Annotated in this window: 17 protein-coding genes; 7 read left to right on the top strand and 10 right to left on the bottom strand. The window is 71.9% G+C overall.

What is annotated here, in order from left to right; translation table 11 throughout:
- Positions 1–66 precede the first annotated feature (66 nt).
- Together ACH34Q_RS27095 and ACH34Q_RS27090 are read right to left on the bottom strand one after the other, a co-directional pair.
- Positions 67–1128 carry a hypothetical protein gene (locus ACH34Q_RS27095; protein WP_395985876.1) on the bottom strand — a complete coding sequence of 354 codons (1062 nt, stop codon included), beginning with the start codon at positions 1126–1128 and terminating at the stop codon, positions 67–69.
- A gap of 16 nt (positions 1129–1144) precedes the next feature.
- Complete coding sequence (locus ACH34Q_RS27090; RefSeq protein WP_395985875.1) at positions 1145–2131, bottom strand: DMT family transporter; 987 nt, start codon at positions 2129–2131, stop codon at positions 1145–1147.
- On the opposite strand from ACH34Q_RS27090, the gene ACH34Q_RS27085 reads away from it, so the two are divergent.
- The gene (locus ACH34Q_RS27085; protein WP_395985874.1) at positions 2130–3530 is read left to right on the top strand and encodes a PLP-dependent aminotransferase family protein; all 1401 of its coding nucleotides are present in this window, start codon (positions 2130–2132) and stop codon (positions 3528–3530) included. The genes ACH34Q_RS27090 and ACH34Q_RS27085 overlap by 2 nt on opposite strands.
- Positions 3531–3587: 57 nt before the next feature.
- Here the strand turns inward: ACH34Q_RS27085 and ACH34Q_RS27080 are convergent, their stop codons facing one another.
- Positions 3588–3941, bottom strand: coding sequence for a VOC family protein (locus tag ACH34Q_RS27080; RefSeq protein ID WP_395985873.1), 354 nt, complete (start codon positions 3939–3941; stop codon positions 3588–3590).
- Positions 3942–4095: 154 nt separating this feature from the next.
- On the opposite strand from ACH34Q_RS27080, the gene ACH34Q_RS27075 reads away from it, so the two are divergent.
- The 4 genes from ACH34Q_RS27075 (at position 4096) to ACH34Q_RS27060 (ending at position 8053) form a co-directional block, all read left to right on the top strand.
- Entirely contained in the window at positions 4096–4689 is a 594-nt protein-coding gene (locus tag ACH34Q_RS27075; protein ID WP_395985872.1) for a CGNR zinc finger domain-containing protein, read from the top strand.
- Between the two features lie 52 nt (positions 4690–4741).
- Positions 4742–5320 (top strand): GNAT family N-acetyltransferase, encoded by a 579-nt coding sequence (locus tag ACH34Q_RS27070; protein WP_395985871.1) that lies wholly within the window; start codon positions 4742–4744, stop codon positions 5318–5320.
- Between the two features lie 133 nt (positions 5321–5453).
- Complete coding sequence (locus tag ACH34Q_RS27065; protein ID WP_395985870.1) at positions 5454–7145, top strand: MFS transporter; 1692 nt, start codon at positions 5454–5456, stop codon at positions 7143–7145.
- A 41-nt stretch (positions 7146–7186) separates the two neighbouring features.
- Positions 7187–8053: a 1,4-dihydroxy-2-naphthoate polyprenyltransferase gene (locus ACH34Q_RS27060; RefSeq protein ID WP_395985869.1), complete on the top strand. Its 867-nt coding sequence runs from the start codon at positions 7187–7189 to the stop codon at positions 8051–8053.
- A 131-nt stretch (positions 8054–8184) separates the two neighbouring features.
- On the opposite strand, the gene ACH34Q_RS27055 is transcribed toward ACH34Q_RS27060, so the two are convergent.
- A complete protein-coding gene (locus ACH34Q_RS27055; protein ID WP_395985868.1) occupies positions 8185–8874 on the bottom strand; it encodes a uracil-DNA glycosylase in 690 nt (229 codons plus the stop codon).
- A 112-nt stretch (positions 8875–8986) separates the two neighbouring features.
- On the opposite strand from ACH34Q_RS27055, the gene modA reads away from it, so the two are divergent.
- A complete protein-coding gene (gene modA / locus ACH34Q_RS27050; protein WP_395985867.1) occupies positions 8987–9760 on the top strand; it encodes a molybdate ABC transporter substrate-binding protein in 774 nt (257 codons plus the stop codon).
- A gap of 62 nt (positions 9761–9822) precedes the next feature.
- Here modA and ACH34Q_RS27045 read toward each other — a convergent pair whose 3' ends face one another.
- The 3 genes from ACH34Q_RS27045 to dapB are packed head-to-tail and all read right to left on the bottom strand — an operon-like array spanning position 9823 to position 12023.
- Positions 9823–10668, bottom strand: coding sequence for a hypothetical protein (locus ACH34Q_RS27045; protein ID WP_395985866.1), 846 nt, complete (start codon positions 10666–10668; stop codon positions 9823–9825).
- A gap of 21 nt (positions 10669–10689) precedes the next feature.
- Positions 10690–11283 (bottom strand): transglutaminase family protein, encoded by a 594-nt coding sequence (locus ACH34Q_RS27040; protein ID WP_395985887.1) that lies wholly within the window; start codon positions 11281–11283, stop codon positions 10690–10692.
- Positions 11283–12023, bottom strand: coding sequence for a 4-hydroxy-tetrahydrodipicolinate reductase (gene dapB / locus ACH34Q_RS27035; protein ID WP_395985865.1), 741 nt, complete (start codon positions 12021–12023; stop codon positions 11283–11285). Before dapB ends, ACH34Q_RS27040 begins: the two co-directional genes overlap by 1 nt.
- A gap of 159 nt (positions 12024–12182) precedes the next feature.
- On the opposite strand from dapB, the gene ACH34Q_RS27030 reads away from it, so the two are divergent.
- Complete coding sequence (locus ACH34Q_RS27030) at positions 12183–13259, top strand: AI-2E family transporter (protein WP_395985864.1); 1077 nt, start codon at positions 12183–12185, stop codon at positions 13257–13259.
- 152 nt (positions 13260–13411) lie between these two features.
- On the opposite strand, the gene ACH34Q_RS27025 is transcribed toward ACH34Q_RS27030, so the two are convergent.
- From ACH34Q_RS27025 to rpsO, 3 genes are all read right to left on the bottom strand, one after another.
- Positions 13412–14737 carry a M16 family metallopeptidase gene (locus ACH34Q_RS27025; RefSeq protein ID WP_395985863.1) on the bottom strand — a complete coding sequence of 442 codons (1326 nt, stop codon included), beginning with the start codon at positions 14735–14737 and terminating at the stop codon, positions 13412–13414.
- Positions 14738–14852: 115 nt separating this feature from the next.
- On the bottom strand, positions 14853–17186 hold the full coding sequence (locus ACH34Q_RS27020) for a polyribonucleotide nucleotidyltransferase (RefSeq protein ID WP_395985886.1): 2334 nt from the start codon (positions 17184–17186) through the stop codon (positions 14853–14855).
- A 511-nt stretch (positions 17187–17697) separates the two neighbouring features.
- A complete protein-coding gene (gene rpsO / locus ACH34Q_RS27015; RefSeq protein ID WP_018655149.1) occupies positions 17698–17967 on the bottom strand; it encodes a 30S ribosomal protein S15 in 270 nt (89 codons plus the stop codon).
- Between the last annotated feature and the right edge of the window lie 221 nt (positions 17968–18188).

The following is an 18188-nucleotide window of genomic DNA, read 5'->3' as shown; positions in this document are numbered from 1 at the left end:
GTGTTCGCCTGTCGCAGCACCGGAAAAGGCGAACACGCCACGAGTCGACGAAGCGGGGGCGGGTGGTCAGAAGACCGGGATGATGTCCTCGGGGTCGATGAACTCGACCTTCACGCCGTCGATGTCGAGCTCCGGGATGGCCGGGAACGCGATGCCCCAGCGTTCGACGATGGCGCGGACGCGGGCGATCGCCTGCCGCCAGTTCTCGGCCTGCTCCTCGAACGACAGGACGCCGAGCCCGGCGTCGCGGGCGTGGCCCATCAGGACGCGGTGGTTGCCGAGGAAGTACGGGGGAAGCTCCCAGAACCCCTCGGGCGGCTCCCAGAGGATCATCGACAGGAACACGAACCCGGCCCGCAGCTGCTTGGTGATCTGGCCCTTGACCTCGTCGGTGAGGCCCGGCCATTCCTTGTCCAGGATCGTCATGCAGATCTGCAGATGGCGCGACTCGTCCCGGCCGATGCGCTGGAACATCTCCCCGAACACCGGGTGGCGCGTACCGGACGCCATCCCCCGGAACAGGGTGGACGCCGCCATCTCGCCCATCATGAAACTGGTGAACAGCACGGCGAGCGAGTATTTGCGGACCGCCGTGCTGTAGCCGGCCCAGTAGCGGCCGCCGTTGTAGTAGAGCCAGTTGATGTTGTTGTGCGCCGCCTTCTCCAGGTCGGTACGCGGCGTCCAGTCCAGCGGGCCACCCGGCCATAGCTTGGCGATCGTGCGCTGGCAGCACTCCTCGTGGTTCATCTCGTCGCGGGTGATCGAGAAGAAGCACTTGCGGACCGGATCCTCCTCGTGCTGCTCGAACGCGTGAATGGTCGCACGCGCGAACACGGCCGGGCCCGAGGCGTCGAAATTGGCCAGCACGGAGAACCAGTACATGATGCCGAGCCGCTGCTCGATGCTGAAGTCCTCCGGGCGGATCCCGTCCCAGGGCAGGTCGGCGGGGTTCCACACGGTCCGCTTGGACTTCTCGTAGATGGCCGCGAGCTTGTCGGTCTCCACCCGCCATTCCATCGGGTAGATGTTCGGCTGCGGGATATCGGGCGCGGGCCAGAACCCGCCCTCGGGAACGGTGAGCTTCTCGCCCCTGCCGAGCTTCTCGTCCATGCCGGACTTCTCGTCCATGCCGGGCTCCTCGCGGTCACGACGATGTGACGCTTTCCCTCTCATCTTGCGGGAGAGTGTCATATGGTGCAAGGTTCCCCGGCGTGCCGCCGGGGCCCGGTACGTTCCGTACCCGGGCCCGCTGGGCCAATGCCACGCAGACCAGCACGCCCACGGCCGCCAGCGCGGTGGTGGCGTCGATCAGCTCGGCCAGCAGGATCCCGGACCAGACGATGGTCAGCAGCGGCTGGGCCAGCTGGACCTGGCTGGCGCGCGCGATCCCGGCCCTGGCCAGTCCCTCGTACCAGGCGAAGAAGCCCAGGTAGGCCGACAGCAGCGCCACGTACCCGAAGCCCATCGCGGAACGTCCCGTCCACTGCGGGTCCGTCGTCGCCAGCAGCCACAGCGTGACCGGTACGCAGACCGGCGCGGCCAGGATCAGCGCCCAGGAGATCACCCGCCAGCCCGGCATCTCGCGGGCCAGCCGGCCGCCCTCGGTGTACCCGGCCGCCGCGGCCAGTAGGGAACCGAACAGCAGCAGGTCGCCGCCGGTGAGGTGGCCCGCGCCGCGGATCAGCGCGAAGCCGGTGACCAGGACCGCCCCGGTCGCCGCGGCGAGCCAGAACATGCGGGACGGCCGCTCCCCGCCCCTGAGCACCGCGAGGATCGCCGTGGCGGCGGGCAGCACGCCCACGATGACGGCCGCGTGCGCGGACGAGGAACCGTGGTCCAGGGCCAGCGTGGAGAGCACCGGGAAGCCGAAGATCACTCCGGCGGCGACGATCAGCAGCCCGGGCCATTGCCCGCGGCGCGGGAGGCGGGCCCGGACGGCGGCCAGCGCGATGACGGCGGGCACGGTCGCGAGCGCGGACCGGCCGACGCCGATCAGGTACGGGTCCAGGCCTTCCAGCGCGAACACGGTCGCGGGGAGGGTCAGGGAGAAGACCAGCACGCCGAGCGCGGCCAGGGCCAGGCCGCCGAGCGCTATCGGTGCGATGTTAGTAGCGCTATCGTTGTCCTTCATGCATCAGGATAGCAGTGTCACCCTTCTGGCCGAGCGGCTGCGGTCGGAGGTACGCGGCCTGCACGCGGGCGAGCGGCTCCCGTCCAGCCGCGCCCTGATGCGCCGCCACCAGGTCAGCCCGGTCACGGTGACCAGGGCGCTCAGCCTGCTGGCGGCCGAGGGCCTGGTCGTCACCCGGCCCGGGAGCGGTGCCTTCGCCGCCGAGCGTCCCGAGCCCGCGGCCGCGCCCGCCGACATGGGCTGGCAGGCGGTCACGCTGGGCGATCGCGCGGTGGACGCGGGCGGTGTCGCCCGGCTGCTGACGCCTCCGCCCGAGGGCGTGATCGCGCTCAGCGGCGGCTACCTGCATCCCGGCCTTCAGCCCGCGAGGGCGCTGGCCACGGCGGCGGCCCGGGCGGCGCGCCGGCCGGACGCCTGGGCGCTGCCTCCGCTCGGCGGGGTTCCGGAATTGCGCGCCTGGTTCGCCCGTACGGCCGGAGGCGAGATCACGCCCGCCGACGTGCTGATCACCAGCGGCGGCCAGCAGTCGCTCACGACCGTGCTGCGCGCACTGCTACCGCCAGGTGCACCGCTCCTGGTGGAGTCGCCCACGTATCTGGGCGTGCTGGCGGTGGCGCGCGCGAGTGGCTTGCACCCGGTGCCCGTTCCGATGGACGAGGACGGCCTGCGTCCCGAGATGCTCGCCGAGGCGTTCGCGATGACCGGGGCGCGGGTGCTCTACACGCAACCGACGTTCCACAATCCGACCGGTGCGGTGCTGACGCCCGCGCGGCGGGCGCGCGTGATGGCGGTGGCGCGGGAGGCGGGCGCGTTCGTGATCGAGGACGACTTCGCACGCCATCTGGCCATCGGCGCGATCCCGCCGCCGATGGTGGGCGCCGACCCGGAGGGACGGGTCGTGCACATCTCCTCGCCCACCAAGGCCACCGCCGCCAGCCTGCGGGTCGCCGCGGTGATCGCGCGGGGACCCGTCGCCGAACGGATCCGCGCCACCCAGCTGATCGAGGAGTTCTTCCCGGCCAGACCCATGCAGGAGACGCTGCTGGAGCTGGTCAGCTCGCCCGGCTGGCCGCGCCACCTGCGCGCGGTGCGTACCGCGCTGCGCTCGCGCCGGGACGCCGTCCGGGCCGCGTTCGCCCGCGAGCTGCCCGAACTGCAGGTCAACAACCCGGCCGGCGGGCCGCACCTGTGGGTACGGCTGCCCGCCGGCCTGGACGACATGGCGCTCGCCGACGCGGCCCTGCGCGCCGGAGTGCTGGTGAGCCCCGGCCGGCCGTACTTCCCCGCCGAGCCGCCCGGTCCGTACCTGCGGATCAGCTACGGCGCGGCGGCCTCGGAGACCGAACTGGCCGAGGGGGTCCGGCGCTTGGCCGAGGCCGTCCGCGACGCCGCCCCGTGAGCCGGCCGCCGCTGGTCAGGCGCTGCCGATCGGGCGTCGCCGGTCAGGCGTCGCTGGTCAGGCTGTGACGAAGCAGAACTCGTTGCCCTGAGGGTCGAGCCAGACCTGGAACGGCCGGTCCGGGTCGTCGCCCATCGGCTCGCCGTGCGCGGTGGCGCCCAGCTCGCGGGCGCGCTCTCCGGCGGCGTGGATGTCGGGGACCTCGAGATCGAAGTGGATCCGGTTCTTGGCCTGCTTGCCCTCGGGGACGAACTGGAAGCTCAGCAGCGGCCCGCCCTCGCCGATGGGCTCCAGGTCGGTCCAGTCCTCGTCCCGGTCGGTCACCTTCATGGCGAGCAGCCCGCCCCAGAACGCGATCATCGCGTCCATGTCCGTGCAGTCGATCGCGACGTTCGACACCTTCGGCCGCATAGCGGTCCCTTCCATATAGCGGTCCCTTCCATTCCTTGGACGGCAACACCGGTGAAGACGTTACGCCGGTGTCGGGAGTCGTCGCAACCGGCCATCCGGGTACACCGGTGTCGTCCTTGGTAAGGTGCGCACGAACAGGCAGGCGGGAGCGGTGATGAACGACGGCGGGCGGACCGGCGGCCCACGGGCCGACTCTCCCTCCGCCCTGCTGCTCCGCGACTTCGTCAACACCCTCGACGTCGAGTGCGCCACCGACGCGATCGACACGCCCCCGAGGCTCGCGGAATGGCTGGCGGCCCGCTCGCTGGTCCCGCGCCGTACCGCCGCGGAGAAGGTCGACGTCACGACGGCGGCGGCCCTTCGCGAGGGCCTGCGTGCGGCGATGCTCGGCCATCACGGGCCGGACGCCTCCGCCATGCCCGCCGAACTGGAAGGGGCGCTCGAGCGGCTGCCGCTGCGGCTGGCCCTCATCGAGGGGCGGCCCTCACTCGTCCCCCACGGCACCGGCGCGGCCGCCGGTCTCGCCCGGGTCGCCGCGGCCGTCATGGAGTCGGTCGCCGACGGGACGTGGACCCGGCTGAAGGTCTGCCAGGAGAGCACCTGCCTGTGGGCCTTCCTGGACACGTCCAAGAACCGCAGCCGTTCCTGGTGCTCGATGAGCGTGTGCGGCAACCGCACCAAGACCCGCACGTACCGGGCGCGCCGCCGTACGGCACCGCAGGGCGACGGCCTCCAGGACACGCCCTAGGCTGCGGGTCAGCACTCAGGAACTCCCACCCGACGAGAGGACGTGGCAGACCATGGCCGATGTGGGCGTACGGCCCGCCCGCCGCGCGGACGCCGAGGCCATCGCCGACATCCAGGTGCGCGCCTGGCGGCAGGGCTACCGCGACCTGCTGCCGGCCGGCGTGCTCGCCGAGGTGACCGGGGACGACGCGCGCAAGGTCTGGCGCGATCGCTGGACCGAGGCGGTGACGTCCCCGCCGGGGCCCCGGCACCGGCTGCTGGCGGCGGTGGCCTCCGACCTGGTCGTCGGGTTCGCCGCGCACGCGCCCGCCGAGGACGAGCCCGACCACGACCCGGCGGCCACCGCCGAACTGGTGACGCTCCTGGTCGACCCGATGCACGCCAGGGCCGGGCACGGCAGCCGCCTGCTGGCCGCCACGGTGGACCTGCTGCGCGATGACGGCTTCGAGACGCTCATCACATGGGCGTTCGAGGGCGACGAGGTGCTGCGCGCGTTCCTGGCCTCGGCCGGATGGGCACCCGACGGCACCGCGCGCGACCTCGACATGGGTGAGCCCGTACGGCAGATCCGCCTGCACACCGACATCACGGACCACAGCACGGGCGACGCCGCGGGCGGCGTCAGCGGCTGAAGCGCGGTCGCGGCGGCGGGCCGTCGGCACGTGCCTTAACACGGGCGTTAACAGAGGCTTAAAACGGGTCCTGGCGCGGGCCCAAAGACGGGGCCGGTGCGAGGCGGCGCGGGGCCGGGCATAAGTTTGTTCCGTGTCCCTGACCACCTCTGTCCCGCCGCGGCCTGCCCGGACGGCCGCTCCGGCCTCCGGTCGCCGGCGCTGGCTCGGCATGGTCGTCATCAGCCTGGGCGTCGCGCTGATCGTGGTGGACGCCACCATCGTGGGCGTCCTGCTCCCGCAGATCATCGCCGGGCTCGGCCTGACCACCTCCGACGCCGAGTGGGTGACCTCGGTCTACTCGCTGGTGTTCGCCGCGCTGCTGATCCCGTTCGGCCGGGCCGGCGACCTGTTCGGGCGGCGCCGGCTGTTCGTGCTCGGTGTCGCGCTGTTCGTGCTGGCCAGCATGGCCGCCGCCGCGGCCGGCAGCGGGTCGGCGCTGATCGGCGCGCGGGCGCTGCAGGGCGTCGGCGCCGCGATGATCCTGCCCGCCACGCTGTCCACGGTGAACGCGATGTTCACCGGCCGGGAACGGGCCGCCGCGTTCGGCGTCTACGGCTCGATGATCGCCGGAATGGCCGGGCTGGGCCCGCTGATCGGCGGTGCGGTGGGGTCGTCGGCCGGCTGGCGCTGGGCGTTCGGCGTCAACCTGCCGATCGGGATCGCGCTGATCGCCGGGGCGCTCCTGCTGATGCCCGAGACGCGCGTGGCCCGTACCCGGGCCGCCACCGGTGTACGGGGCGTGCTGCGCGAGATCGACTGGCCGGGCGGGCTGCTGTCGGCGCTGGGCTTCGGTGCCCTGGTGTGCGGGCTGATCGAGGGCCAGGCCTACGGCTGGTGGACGGCGACCCGCCCGTTCCACATGGGCCCGTTCGCCTGGCCGCCCAGCGCGCTGTCGCCCGTCCCGGTCGTGCTGGGGCTGGGCGTCGTGCTGCTGGCCGCGCTGGTCGTCGTCGAACGCGCCCGCGCCGCCGCCGGCCGGCCGGTGATGCTCGATCTCACCCTGTTCCGGATCCCGAGCTTCCGGCACGGCAACCTCGCCTCAGCCCTGATCAACGTGGGCGAGCTGGGGCTGGTCTTCGTGCTGCCGCTGTTCCTGCTGGGCGTGCACGGCACCGACCCGCTCCAAATCAGCGTGGCGATCCTGCCGATGGCCGTGGGCGCGTTCCTGTGCGGCGGGTACGCGGGCAAGCTGGCCCGGCGGCACGGTCCCGTCCGGGTCGTCCAGTTCGGCATGGTGCTGGAGGTCGCGGCCGTCATCGCGCTGGCGCTTACGCTGAGCGCGACCACCACCGGCTTCGGCCTGGCACCGTGGATGCTGCTGTACGGCATCGGCCTTGGCCTGACCGCCGCGCAGCTCACCAACGTCACGCTCACCGACGTACCGCACGAGCGGGCCGGGCAGGCGTCCGGGACGCAGTCGACGGCCCGGCAGATCGGCGCCGCCCTCGGCATCGCCCTGATCGGAACGGTCTTCGCCACCGGTCTCGGGCACGCCATGACCGAACGCCTCCAGGGCACCGACCTACCTCCCGAGCAGCGCGCCGCCATCGCGCACGAGCTGCGGCAGAGCGCCGGAACGTACGCCCGCGAGCTGCACGCCGACGCCGATCGTGCGCCGCTCGCCCGCGCGGCCGACGAAAGCCTCGCGGAGGCGACCCGGAGCGCCGCCCTGGCCACGGCCGCCATCCTCGCCCTCGGCCTGGCGATGTCGCTGCGGCTGCGGCCCGGCCCGCCCGCCACGACGTCCCCGCGACCCAACGGTGATCGGGGTCGGGGAGAATAGGCCCCCGTCCCCTGTCGCCCCACGAGAACCAACGGTAACCAGTGGCCACGCTCTCCCAATGGGTCGCCGGATCGCGGCCCCGAACGCTCCCCGCGTCCCTCGTCCCCGTCGCCGTCGGTACGGGCGTCGCGATCGGTGAAGGACAGTCCGTGTGGTGGCGCGCCGCCCTGGCCGCGTTCGTCGCGCTCGTGCTCCAGATCGGCGTCAACTACTCCAACGACTACAGCGACGGCGTCCGCGGCACCGACGAGGACCGGGTCGGCCCGCTCCGGCTGGTCGGCTCCGGGGTCGCCAGGCCGAAGCAGGTGCTCGCCGCCGCGCTCGGCTGCTTCCTCGCGGCCGGCGTCGCCGGGCTGGTGCTCGCCGCCGTCACCACCTGGTGGCTGATCCTGGTGGGCGCCGTGGCGATCCTGGCCGCCTGGTTCTACACCGGCGGCAAGACCCCGTACGGCTACCGTGCCCTCGGCGAGATCTCGGTCTTCGTGTTCTTCGGCCTGGTCGCCGTGGTCGGCACGGTGTACGTGCAGGTCGAGGGCGTCCCCTGGGAGGCGTGGGCGGCGGCCGTACCGATCGGGCTGCTGGCCTGCGGGCTCCTGGTGGCCAACAACCTGCGCGACATCCCCACCGACAAGGTCTCCGGCAAGCGCACCCTCGCCGTCGTGCTCGGCGACCGCCGTACCCGCGTCCTGTACGCGGCGTGCACCGCGCTGCCGTACACGATCGTGCTGGCCATGGCGGCACCGCATCCGTGGGTGCTGCTGGCGCTGCTGTCGGCGCCGCTGTCGGTGCCGCCCATGCAGACCGTCCTCAAGGGCGCGACCGGGCCGGCCCTGATCCCGGTGCTCGGCGGCACGGGACGGCTCCAGCTCGCGTACGGCGCGCTGCTGACCCTCGGCCTGGCCCTGTGACGTTGACGCTGTGACAGGCCCCTGTGACGCGGCGCCGTGACGTTGACGCCGTGACATGACGCCGTGGTGCCGGCTCCAGGTCTGGTCGCAGGCACCACGGCGGCAGGGGGGCGGGGCGGCTCTGAGCGTGCTCAGGGGCGCGGCGGAACGGCCCAGTCGATCTCCGGCTGGCCGGCGTCGGCCAGGGCCTTGTTGACGGCGCTGAACGGCCGCGTGCCGAGGAACTTCTTGGCGCTCAGCGGGCTCGGATGCGCCGACTCGATCACGACGTGGTGCGCGCCGGTGACGAGCTTGGCCTTCTTGCGGGCATAGGCGCCCCACAGGACGAAGACGACGCACTCCGGCTTGTCGTTCAGCGCGCGGATGGCGGCGTCGGTGAAGTCCTCCCAGCCCTTGCCCGCGTGCGAGCCCGCCTCGGCGGCCCGTACGGTCAGCACCGCGTTGAGCAGCAGCACGCCCTGGTCGGCCCAGGCGGTGAGGTCGCCGGTCTTGGACACCGGGACGTCGAGGTCACCGGCCAGCTCCTTGTAGATGTTGCGCAGCGAGGGCGGGATCCTGACGCCGTCGCGGACGCTGAAGCTCAGCCCGTGCGCCTGCCCCGGGCCGTGGTAGGGGTCCTGGCCCAGGATGAGGACGCGGGCCTTGTCGTACGCGCAGTGCCGGAACGCGTTGAACAGGTCCTCCCGGGGCGGGAAGACCGTCTGCTCCTCGTACTCCTTCGCCACGAAGGCACCCAGGGCCGCGGCACCGATCGGATCGACGAGCGGGTCGAGGCGCTCGCGCCAGTCGCCGGGCAGCAGTTCCAACAGGTCGAGGGACATAGAGGGGCCTCCGGGGAAGGGTGTTCTCGGCTTCTGAAACCCTAGCGGCGGGCACTGACACGCCAGGGCACAACGCCACGACACAAGGGCCCTCACCCTAAGATCTGGACATATGCCGGACTCCCCCCGCCGGCGGCGCCTCGTCGCGCGCGCCGCGCTGCTCCTCCTCGGCCTCGGCGCGGTCACCGGAGGCTGCGGCGAATCCTCGGCGCAGACGACGCTCACCGTCCTGGCGGCCTCCTCCACCCGGGAGGTGCTGCGCGAGCTCGGCGTGGCCTACCAGCGCGAGCACCGGGACGTCCAGGTGCGGTTCTCGTTCGGCGGCTCGCAGGAGATGGCCGGCCGGCTGTCGCAGCACGACGCCGGGGACGTGCTCGTGTCCGCGGACGAGAGCACCCTGAACGAGGTGAACGAGCGTCTCACCGGGCGCCACCGCGTGATCGCGCACAACGCGATGACGATCGTCGTGCGGCCCGGCAACCCGCGCCGGATCCACGGCCTGCGCGATCTCACCCGGCCGGGGCTGCGGGTCGCGCTGGGGGCCTCGACCGTCCCGGCCGGGCGGTACGCGCGCAAGATCTTCGCGGGGGCCGGGGTCACCGTGCGGTCCTCGTCGGAGGAGATCAGCGTGCGGGCCGTCCTGGACCGGGTGCGCACAGGCGAGGCCGACGCCGGTCTCGTCTACATCACCGACCTGAAGTCCGCGGGCGTCGCCGCGAGCAGCGTGCCCATCCCGGCGCTGGAGAACGTCACCGCCACCTATGCCGCGGCCGCCGTCAAGGAGAGCCGGAACGAGAAGGAGGCCGCCTCCTTCGTCTCCTGGCTGGCCTCTCCGGTCGCTCGCGAACTCTTCAACAAGTACGGGTTCGTGACGCCCGCCCAGTGACGCCTCCAGCGCTTCGGGCATGCGGCGTTGCGGGCATGCGGTGTTTCGGGCGTACGGCGCCGCTAGCGCTTCTGCAGGCCGATCGGGTTGGGGAACGGCACCTCGCCCGAGTCCATCACCGGCTGCGCCATCGGCTCCAGTAGCGCGAACAGCCCGTCCGGGTCGTCCAGGACGCGGTACGCGGGGGCCGCGAGCGCGTCGGTGCGCTCCTCCATCCGCTTCCGGAGCGCCCTGCCCTCATCGGTGACCTTGCCGTCCTTGTCCAGCAGGCCCCGTCCGGCCAGCGCCGTGGCGGCACCGTCCAACTCCTCCGCCGACCAGCCCCGGGTCAGGGTGAGCACGTCGAACGTCATCCCGTTGGCCGCGTACGCGAGCACGTTGGACTCGATGCCGTTCAGGCCCTCGTTCACCAGGACGGCGAGGTGGCCGTCCCCACGGTGCTCCCGGAGGGAGGCCGTGTGCTGCCACAGAGCGGCGACCGGGTCGTCGGGGGTGGGCACGTCACGGTTGGCGTTGAACAGTGCACGACCGGCGCCATCGGCCGCCTGCACCACCGAGGCGAGCAGCGGGTTCGCCTTCTCCGCCACCTCGTCGATGCCGGGGGCGAGCCGCCGCAGGGCCTTGGCCGCGCTCTCCTCGCGCGCGCGCAGGATCTCCTCAGGGGACGCGAACGTCCACGCGTCGGGCACCGCCTTGCGCACCCGTACGGGATGGAACCCGTAGAACGTCGCGTCGACCACCCCGGCCGACACCGGGCCCATGGGAGCGGCACGGCTCCCGAAGTAGCCCATCCAGAACCCCTTCAGGCCCACGTCCTTGTTGGCCTGGAGGCATTCGGGCGAGAAGTAGGTGACGATGTGCAGCGGCTCGAAGACCGTCCACAGCTTCCGGGCGTAGGAATCGTTCATGCCCGGCATTCTGCCCGCCGCTCAGAGCTCGGCGGAAGGCAGCCCGCCCGTCTCGCACATCCGGACGCAGTCGTCGTTGGCCTTGAGCACGTCCAGCACGGCCGGATGCGGGTCGGCGTAGACCGTCGGGTAGTCGACCTCGCCCAGGTCGCGCCGCGCCTCGTACGCGAGCCCGTCCTCGTCCACGGAGAACCGGACGTCGATGCCCGGCTTGTTGCCGCGCGGATCGAGCCGTACCCAGCGATCGTCGATCAGCGCCGCCGCGAACCCGTGCAGGACGAAGCCGTCGGCCGGATCGTCCCCCAGCAGGAGCCGCTGGTAGCAGAACCCCGCCTGGATGCCTCCCGCGCGCAGCAGCGCGACGAACGCGTGCGACTTGGCGTAACAGAGCCCGGTGCGCTCGCGCAGGACATCCGACGCCCGCCAGGTGACACGGCGGTCGCCGGCGTCCAGCGAATGTGTGACCTCGTCGCGGACCAGCTCGAACGCCGCGCGCGCGTAGGCGATGTCGTCACCCTGGCGCAGGACCGCCGCGGTGGACTGGACGAGCTCGTGCTCCAGGTCCACCGCCTCGTGCGCGCCGAGGTAGTCCCACGGCTCGGCGGCGAAGAGCATCACAGGCCGAGCAGCGATTCGATGCCCACCGTCAGCCGCCCGGGCAGCTCACCGACCTTGCGGACCGACAGCAGCACGCCCGGCATGAACGACTCGCGGTTCATCGAGTCGTGCCGGATCGTGAAGACCTCGCCGTGCCCGCCCAGCAGTACCTCCTGGTGGGCGATCAGCCCGGCCAGCCGGACGGCGTGCACCCGTACACCCTCGACGTCGGCGCCCCGCGCCCCGTCCAGCGCGGTCGTGGTGGCGTCCGGCGAGACCGGCACGCCCGCCTCGGAACGCGCCGCCGCGATCAGCTCGGCGGTGCGGTAGGAGGTACCGCTCGGCGCGTCCACCTTGTTGGGGTGGTGCAGCTCGATGACCTCGACCGACTCGAAGAACGGCGCCGCCTTCTGCGCGAAGTGCATCATCAGCACCGCGCCGATCCCGAAGTTGGGGGCGATCAGCACGTTGCCGCCGCCGTGCTCGCGCTGCCAGCCGCGCACCGCGTCCAGCCGGGACGGGTCGAACCCGCTGGTCCCGACGACGGCGTGCAGCCCGTGCTCGACGCACCAGCGGAGGTTGTCCATGACCACGCCGGGATGGGTGAAGTCCACCACGACCTGCGCGGCGGTCAGGGCGTCCAGCTCGTCGCCCTGGTCCACGGCCGCGACCAGCTCCATGCCCTCGGCGCCCTCCACGGCACGGCACACCTCGCCGCCCATCCGGCCCCGCGCGCCCAGCACCCCGACCTTGATCACAAGCTCCTCCTGGCTCCCCGCCCGATCTTCCGGAACGAGGCCCGAGCCTATCGCGGCGCCCGTCCCGTCCCGCCGCCGGTCGGGGCACCGCACCCGCACCGTTTTGACGGAGGGTAGCGCTACCGTTACAGCAAGTGCCGATCTCTGGGAGGTGTCCGGATGGACGTGGCGCGCTCTCCCGCGCTCAGGATCCTGGTGGGCACGGCCGCCATCACGGTCACGATGGCCGGGATCAAGTCGATCGGCTCGCTGGCCGGCCCGGCCTTCCTGGCCCTGGTCCTGACCATCGCGGTCAACCCCTTGCGCGGCTGGCTCGACCGGCACGGCGCCCCATTCTGGGTGTGCGTCACCGTTCCGCTGGCCACGGTGATCGCGGTCCTGCTCGCCTTGGGCGCGGCCCTGGCCCTGTCGGTCGCCCAGCTGGCCGTCATGCTGCCCGACTACACCTCGCAGTTCAACGCGCTGGTCGAATCGGCGACCCACACCCTCGCCGAGTACGGCATCGACCAGCGCAAGCTGCAGGACGCGATGTCGCGGCTCGACCCGAGCCAGCTGTTCGCCTACGTCCAGGCGTTCCTGAACGGGCTACTCAGCGCCTCCTCCACGCTGCTGCTGATCGTGCTGCTGCTGGTCGGCATGTGCGTGGACGCCACCGGCACGGTCCGCCAGCTGGAGAAGCTCGAACGCCAGGACGGCCCCCGTTCCGACCTGGTCGCCGCGCTGCGCTCCTTCGCCCGCGACACCAGCCGCTTCCTCGTCGTCACCACGCTCTTCGGCCTGCTGGTGGCCGCGCTCGACGTCGTGGCCCTGTACCTGCTCGGCATCCCGCTGGCGCTGCTGTGGGGCCTGCTGTCGTTCCTCACCAACTACATCCCCAACATCGGCTTCGTGATCGGCCTGGCGCCTCCGGCGGTGCTCGCGCTGCTGGACGACGGGGTCGGCACGATGATCTGGGTCATCGTCGCCTACAGCGCCATCAACTTCGTGCTGCAGTCGCTGATCCAGCCCAGGTTCCTGGGCAACGCGGTGGGCCTGTCGTTCACCCTGATCAACATCTCGCTGATCCTGTGGGCCTGGGTCCTGGGCCCGCTGGGCGCGATCCTCGCCGTCCCGCTCAGCACCCTCGTCCGCGCCCTCCTGGTCGACGCCGACCCCTCGAAACGCTGGCTGACCGGCGTCCTCAGCTCCGCCCTCGAGAAACCCGACAAAAGAAGAAAGAGCAGCAAGAAGGTCTAGGAACATCAGCCGTCGCGCGAGCGCGTTACCTGGCCGGTGAGGCGAAGCCGGAGGCGAGCCTCACCGGCCAGATCGCGAAGCGATGCCGCGCTCGCACACGGCACGGTCACGGTGCGAGCCGCCAGGCGAGCACCGTGGGCCGGGACTTTAAATCACAGAGTGAAGTCGCGGTCGCCGAAGGGGCCGATGATCGTGAGGGCCTGCGGGCCGGAGAGGACGGCGCGGCCGACCTCGCGGATGTCGTCGGGGGTCACGGCGTCGATCCTGGCCAGTACCTCGTCGACGGGCAGCAGCGACTCGTACACCAGCTCGCTCTTGCCGATCCGGCTCATCCGCGAGCCGCTGTCCTCCAGGCCCAGCACCATCGCGCCGCGGAGCTGGCCCTTGCCGCGGGCCAGTTCCTCGCCCTCGATGCCCTCGTCGGCGATCCTGGCGATCTCGTCGCGGCAGATCGACAGCACCTCGTCGATCTTGGCGGGCTGGCAGCCGGCGTAGACGCCGAAGACCCCGGCGCCGGCGTACTGGGAGGCGTAGCTGTAGACCGAGTAGGCCAGCCCGCGCCGCTCCCGGATCTCCTGGAACAGCCGGGACGACATCCCGCCGCCCAGCGCGGCGTTGAGGACGCCGAGCGCGAAGCGGCGCTCGTCGGTACGGGACACGCCCGCGCCGCCGACGATCACGTGCGCCTGCTCGGTGTCCTTGTCGATGACCCGTACGGCCGGGGAGACCGGGACGGGCGGGCCGTCGATGCGGGGCGCCGCCGGCCGGTCGTCACCGGTGAGGCGGTCCTCGAACGCGGCCGAGACCAGCCGTACGACCTGGTCGTGGTCGACGTTGCCCGCGACCGAGACGACGAGATTGCGGGGGACGTAGTGCTCGGTGTAGTAGCCGTGGATCCGGTCGCGGCTCAGCGCGTTGATGGACTCGACCGTGCCGAGGATGGGACGGCCCAGCGGGACGTCCCCGTACAGCGCGGTGGAGAACTCGTCGTGGATCAGGTCGCCGGGGTCGTCGTCGCGCATGTGGATCTCTTCGAGGATCACCCCGCGCTCGGCCTCGACGTCGTCGGGCCGGTTGACCGAGGAGGCGACCATGTCGGAGACCACGTCCACCGCCAGCGGCAGGTCGGCGTCCAGGACCCGCGCGTAGTAGCAGGTGTACTCCTTGGCGGTGAACGCGTTGAGGTCGCCGCCGACCGCGTCGATCGCGGCCGAGATCTCCAGCGCGGACCGCCGCCCGGTGCCCTTGAAGAGGACGTGCTCCAGGTAGTGGCTGGCGCCGGCGTCGGCCGGCGACTCGTCCCGCGACCCGATCCCGGCCCAGATGCCGAACGCGGCCGAGCGGACCGTCGGCATCGACTCGGTGATCACGCGCAGCCCGCCGGGCAGCACCGTGCGGCGCACCGCGCCGCCGCCGTCCGCGCCGGAGTGGATCGTGTGGGTGGTGCCGGGCTCCTGTGCCCTGGCCGGCAGCGTCACGGGTGGTTCTCCATCATGGGTCGGGAACGGCTTGGGGGCGGTGACCGGTCGAAACCGGCCGACCGGCCTGCCCAGGGTACGGGCAGGCCGGTCGGCGGCAGACGTGGAACCGGGTTCAGGAGTTGCGCTGCGGGCCCTCGTCGCCGCGGCGGGTACGGCGGCGGCGCGGGGCGCGGCGGTCGCCGCCCTCCTCGTCGTCGCCGCGCTCGGCGCGGTCACCGTTGTCGGCCGCGGCGGCCGGAGCGGCGCCGTCGCCGCCGGCCTCCTTGGCCTCGGCCTCCTTCTCGACGACCTCGACCGGGACCAGCGACAGCTTGCCGCGCTGGTCGATCTCGGTGACCTCGACCTGGATCTTGGAGCCGACCGAGATGACGTCCTCGACGTTCTCGATCCGGGCGCCGCCGTGCAGCTTGCGGATCTGCGAGACGTGCAGCAGTCCGTCCTTGCCGGGCAGCAGCGACACGAACGCGCCGAACGTGGTCGTCTTGACGACGGTGCCGAGGTAGCGCTCGCCGATCTCGGGCATGTGCGGGTTGGCGATCGCGTTGATCGCCTGCCGCGCGGCCTCGGCGGACGGCCCGTCGGTGGCACCGACGTAGATCGTGCCGTCGTCCTCGATCGTGATGTCGGCGCCGGTGTCGTCCTGGATCGAGTTGATCATCTTGCCCTTCGGGCCGATGACCTCGCCGATCTTGTCGACCGGGACCTTGATCGTGATGATCCGCGGCGCGTACTCGCTCATCTCGGCGGGCGCCTCGATGGCCTCGGACATCACGTCCAGGATGGCGAGCCGGGCGCCCTTGGCCTGGCGCAGCGCGGCGGCCAGCACCGAGGCGGGGATCCCGTCCAGCTTGGTGTCCAGCTGCAGCGCCGTGATCAGGTCACGGGTGCCGGCGACCTTGAAGTCCATGTCGCCGAACGCGTCCTCGGCGCCCAGGATGTCGGTCAGCGTGACGTACTCGCCGCCCTCGTGGATCAGGCCCATCGCGATGCCCGCCACCATCTGCTTCAGCGGTACGCCCGCGTCCAGCAGCGACATGGTGGAGGCGCAGACCGATCCCATCGAGGTGGAGCCGTTGGAGCCCAGCGCCTCCGACACCTGCCGGATCGCGTACGGGAACTCCTCGCGGGTCGGCAGCACCGGGATCAGCGCCCGCTCGGCCAGCGCGCCGTGGCCGATCTCGCGGCGCTTGGGCGAGCCCACCCGGCCGGTCTCGCCGACCGAGTACGGCGGGAAGTTGTAGTTGTGCATGTACCGCTTGGTGCGGTCGGGGTTGAGCGTGTCGATCATCTGCTCCATCCGGAGCATGTTCAGCGTGGTGACGCCCATGATCTGGGTCTCGCCGCGCTCGAAGATCGCCGAGCCGTGCACCCGCGGGATCACGTGCGCCTCGGCGGTCAGCTGCCGGATGTCCTTGGCCCCGCGGCCGTCGATCCGCAGCCCGTCGCTGACGACGCGCGCGCGGACCAGCTTCTTGGTGACGGCGCGGAACGCGGCGGAGATCTCCTTGTCGCGGCCCTCGAAGTCGGCGCCGATCTTGGCGGCGGCGGCCGCCTTGATCTCGTCCAGCCGGCCCTCGCGCTCCTGCTTGCCGGCGATGGTCAGCGCCTCGGCCAGCTCGCCCGAGACCGCGGCGGTGACCGCCTCCAGGACGTCGTCCTGGTAGTCGGGGAACAGCGGGTACTCGGCGGTGGGCTTGGCGGCGGAGGCCGCCACCTCGCTCTGCGCCCGGCACAGCTCCTTGATGAACGGCTTGGCCGCCTCGAGGCCCTGCGCGATGGTCTCCTCCGTCGGCGCGGTGGCGCCGTCGGCGACGAGCCGGAGGGTCTCGCGGGTGGACTCGGCCTCGACCATCATGATCGCGACATCGCCGTCGGCCAGCACCCGGCCGGCCACGACCATGTCGAAGGTGGCGCGCTCCAGCTCGGGATGGGTCGGGAAGCCGATCCACTCGCCCTCGATCAGCGCGACGCGGACGCCGCCGATCGGGCCGGAGAAGGGCAGCCCGGCGAGCTGGGTGGACAGCGACGCGGCGTTGATCGCCACGACGTCGTACAGGTGCTCGGGGTTCAGCGCCAGGATCGTCTCGACGACCTGGATCTCGTTGCGCAGGCCCTTGACGAAGGACGGGCGCAGCGGCCGGTCGATCAGCCGGCAGGTGAGGACCGCGTCCTCGGAGGGCCGGCCCTCGCGGCGGAAGAACGAGCCGGGGATCCGCCCGGCGGCGTACATCCGCTCCTCGACGTCCACGGTCAGCGGGAAGAAGTCCAGGTTGTCCTTGGGCTTCTTGGACGCGGTGGTGGCCGAGAGGACCATCGTGTCGTCGTCCAGGTACACGACGGCCGAACCGGCCGCCTGCCGGGCCAGCCGGCCGGTCTCGAACCGGATGGTCCGGGTACCGAATGAGCCGTTGTCGATCACGGCTTCGGCGCTCTGCGCGCCGTCGATGCGCACGGCATCGGTCACGGGAAACCTCCTAGGTTTCGGTCGTTCCCCGCGGTTTTCTCCCGTGGTTCGCGCAGTGCCGGTCTTCGATCGAAGCATCCGGATCGGGCGGCCCCGCCGAGAGCGGGGCGCGATCCGGAGGCCACTACCGAGGACCGGCCGCACCAGGGCGGTGTCCGCGGGGCTTGCTTGCTGTCCAGTTGTACGGCGGGCGGCCGGAGCGCGCCGTCCGATGACCGGTCACGGCCGTCGGCCGCCCCGGGGGCGGGAGGCCCCCTGGTGCTCCGTACCGGCGCCGGTCGCGGTACCGCGCCTGCGGTCTCGCATTCCCGCTCTCCAGGGTTTCTACGCCCCTGGGGGCCGCACCCGCTCGCGGGTGCTCGCGGCCGGCGCGCTCAGCGCGCTCGGCGGCGCGGCCTGCCCGGCGGGCCCACGCGAGCCGCGGGCGACGGGACCGCGGTCCCGGCCGATACGGAAGAGGGAGCGGCCCGGATGGAGCCACTCCCTCGCCTTGCTAGCGACGCAGACCGAGTCGTTCGATCAGCGCGCGGTAGCGGTTGATGTCCTTGTTGCTCAGGTACTTCAGGAGCCGGCGACGCCGGCCGACCAGCAGCAGCAGGCCGCGGCGGCTGTGGTGGTCGTGCTTGTGCTCCTTGAGGTGCTCGGTCAGATCGTTGATCCGCCGGGTCAGCAGCGCGACCTGGACTTCCGGGGAACCGGTGTCACCCTCAGTGGTCGCGTACTCTTCGATGATCTTGTTCTTGGTGGCGGTGTCGAGCGACACGTGGCTCCTTCGATGAGATCGTCACCCGCAGATCCCGGCCTCGCAGGCGCAGCGGTCCGCATGGTGCGTGGGGAATCATGGCGAGCCGCATGAGGGTGCAGCTCGCCGAGCCGGGACCTTTCCCGGCGAAACTTCACCGTACCATGCCCGCCTGATGCCCCGGCCCGTAACGCGTACCGGCCGTGATCAGGGCTTTTGCCACCGCGCGGTGCCGATCAGGC

Origin of the sequence: Actinomadura sp. 9N407 (assembly GCF_044326315.1) — a bacterium.
GTDB lineage: Bacteria > Actinomycetota > Actinomycetes > Streptosporangiales > Streptosporangiaceae > Spirillospora.
This window is presented reverse-complemented; position numbering and strand designations above follow the sequence as displayed.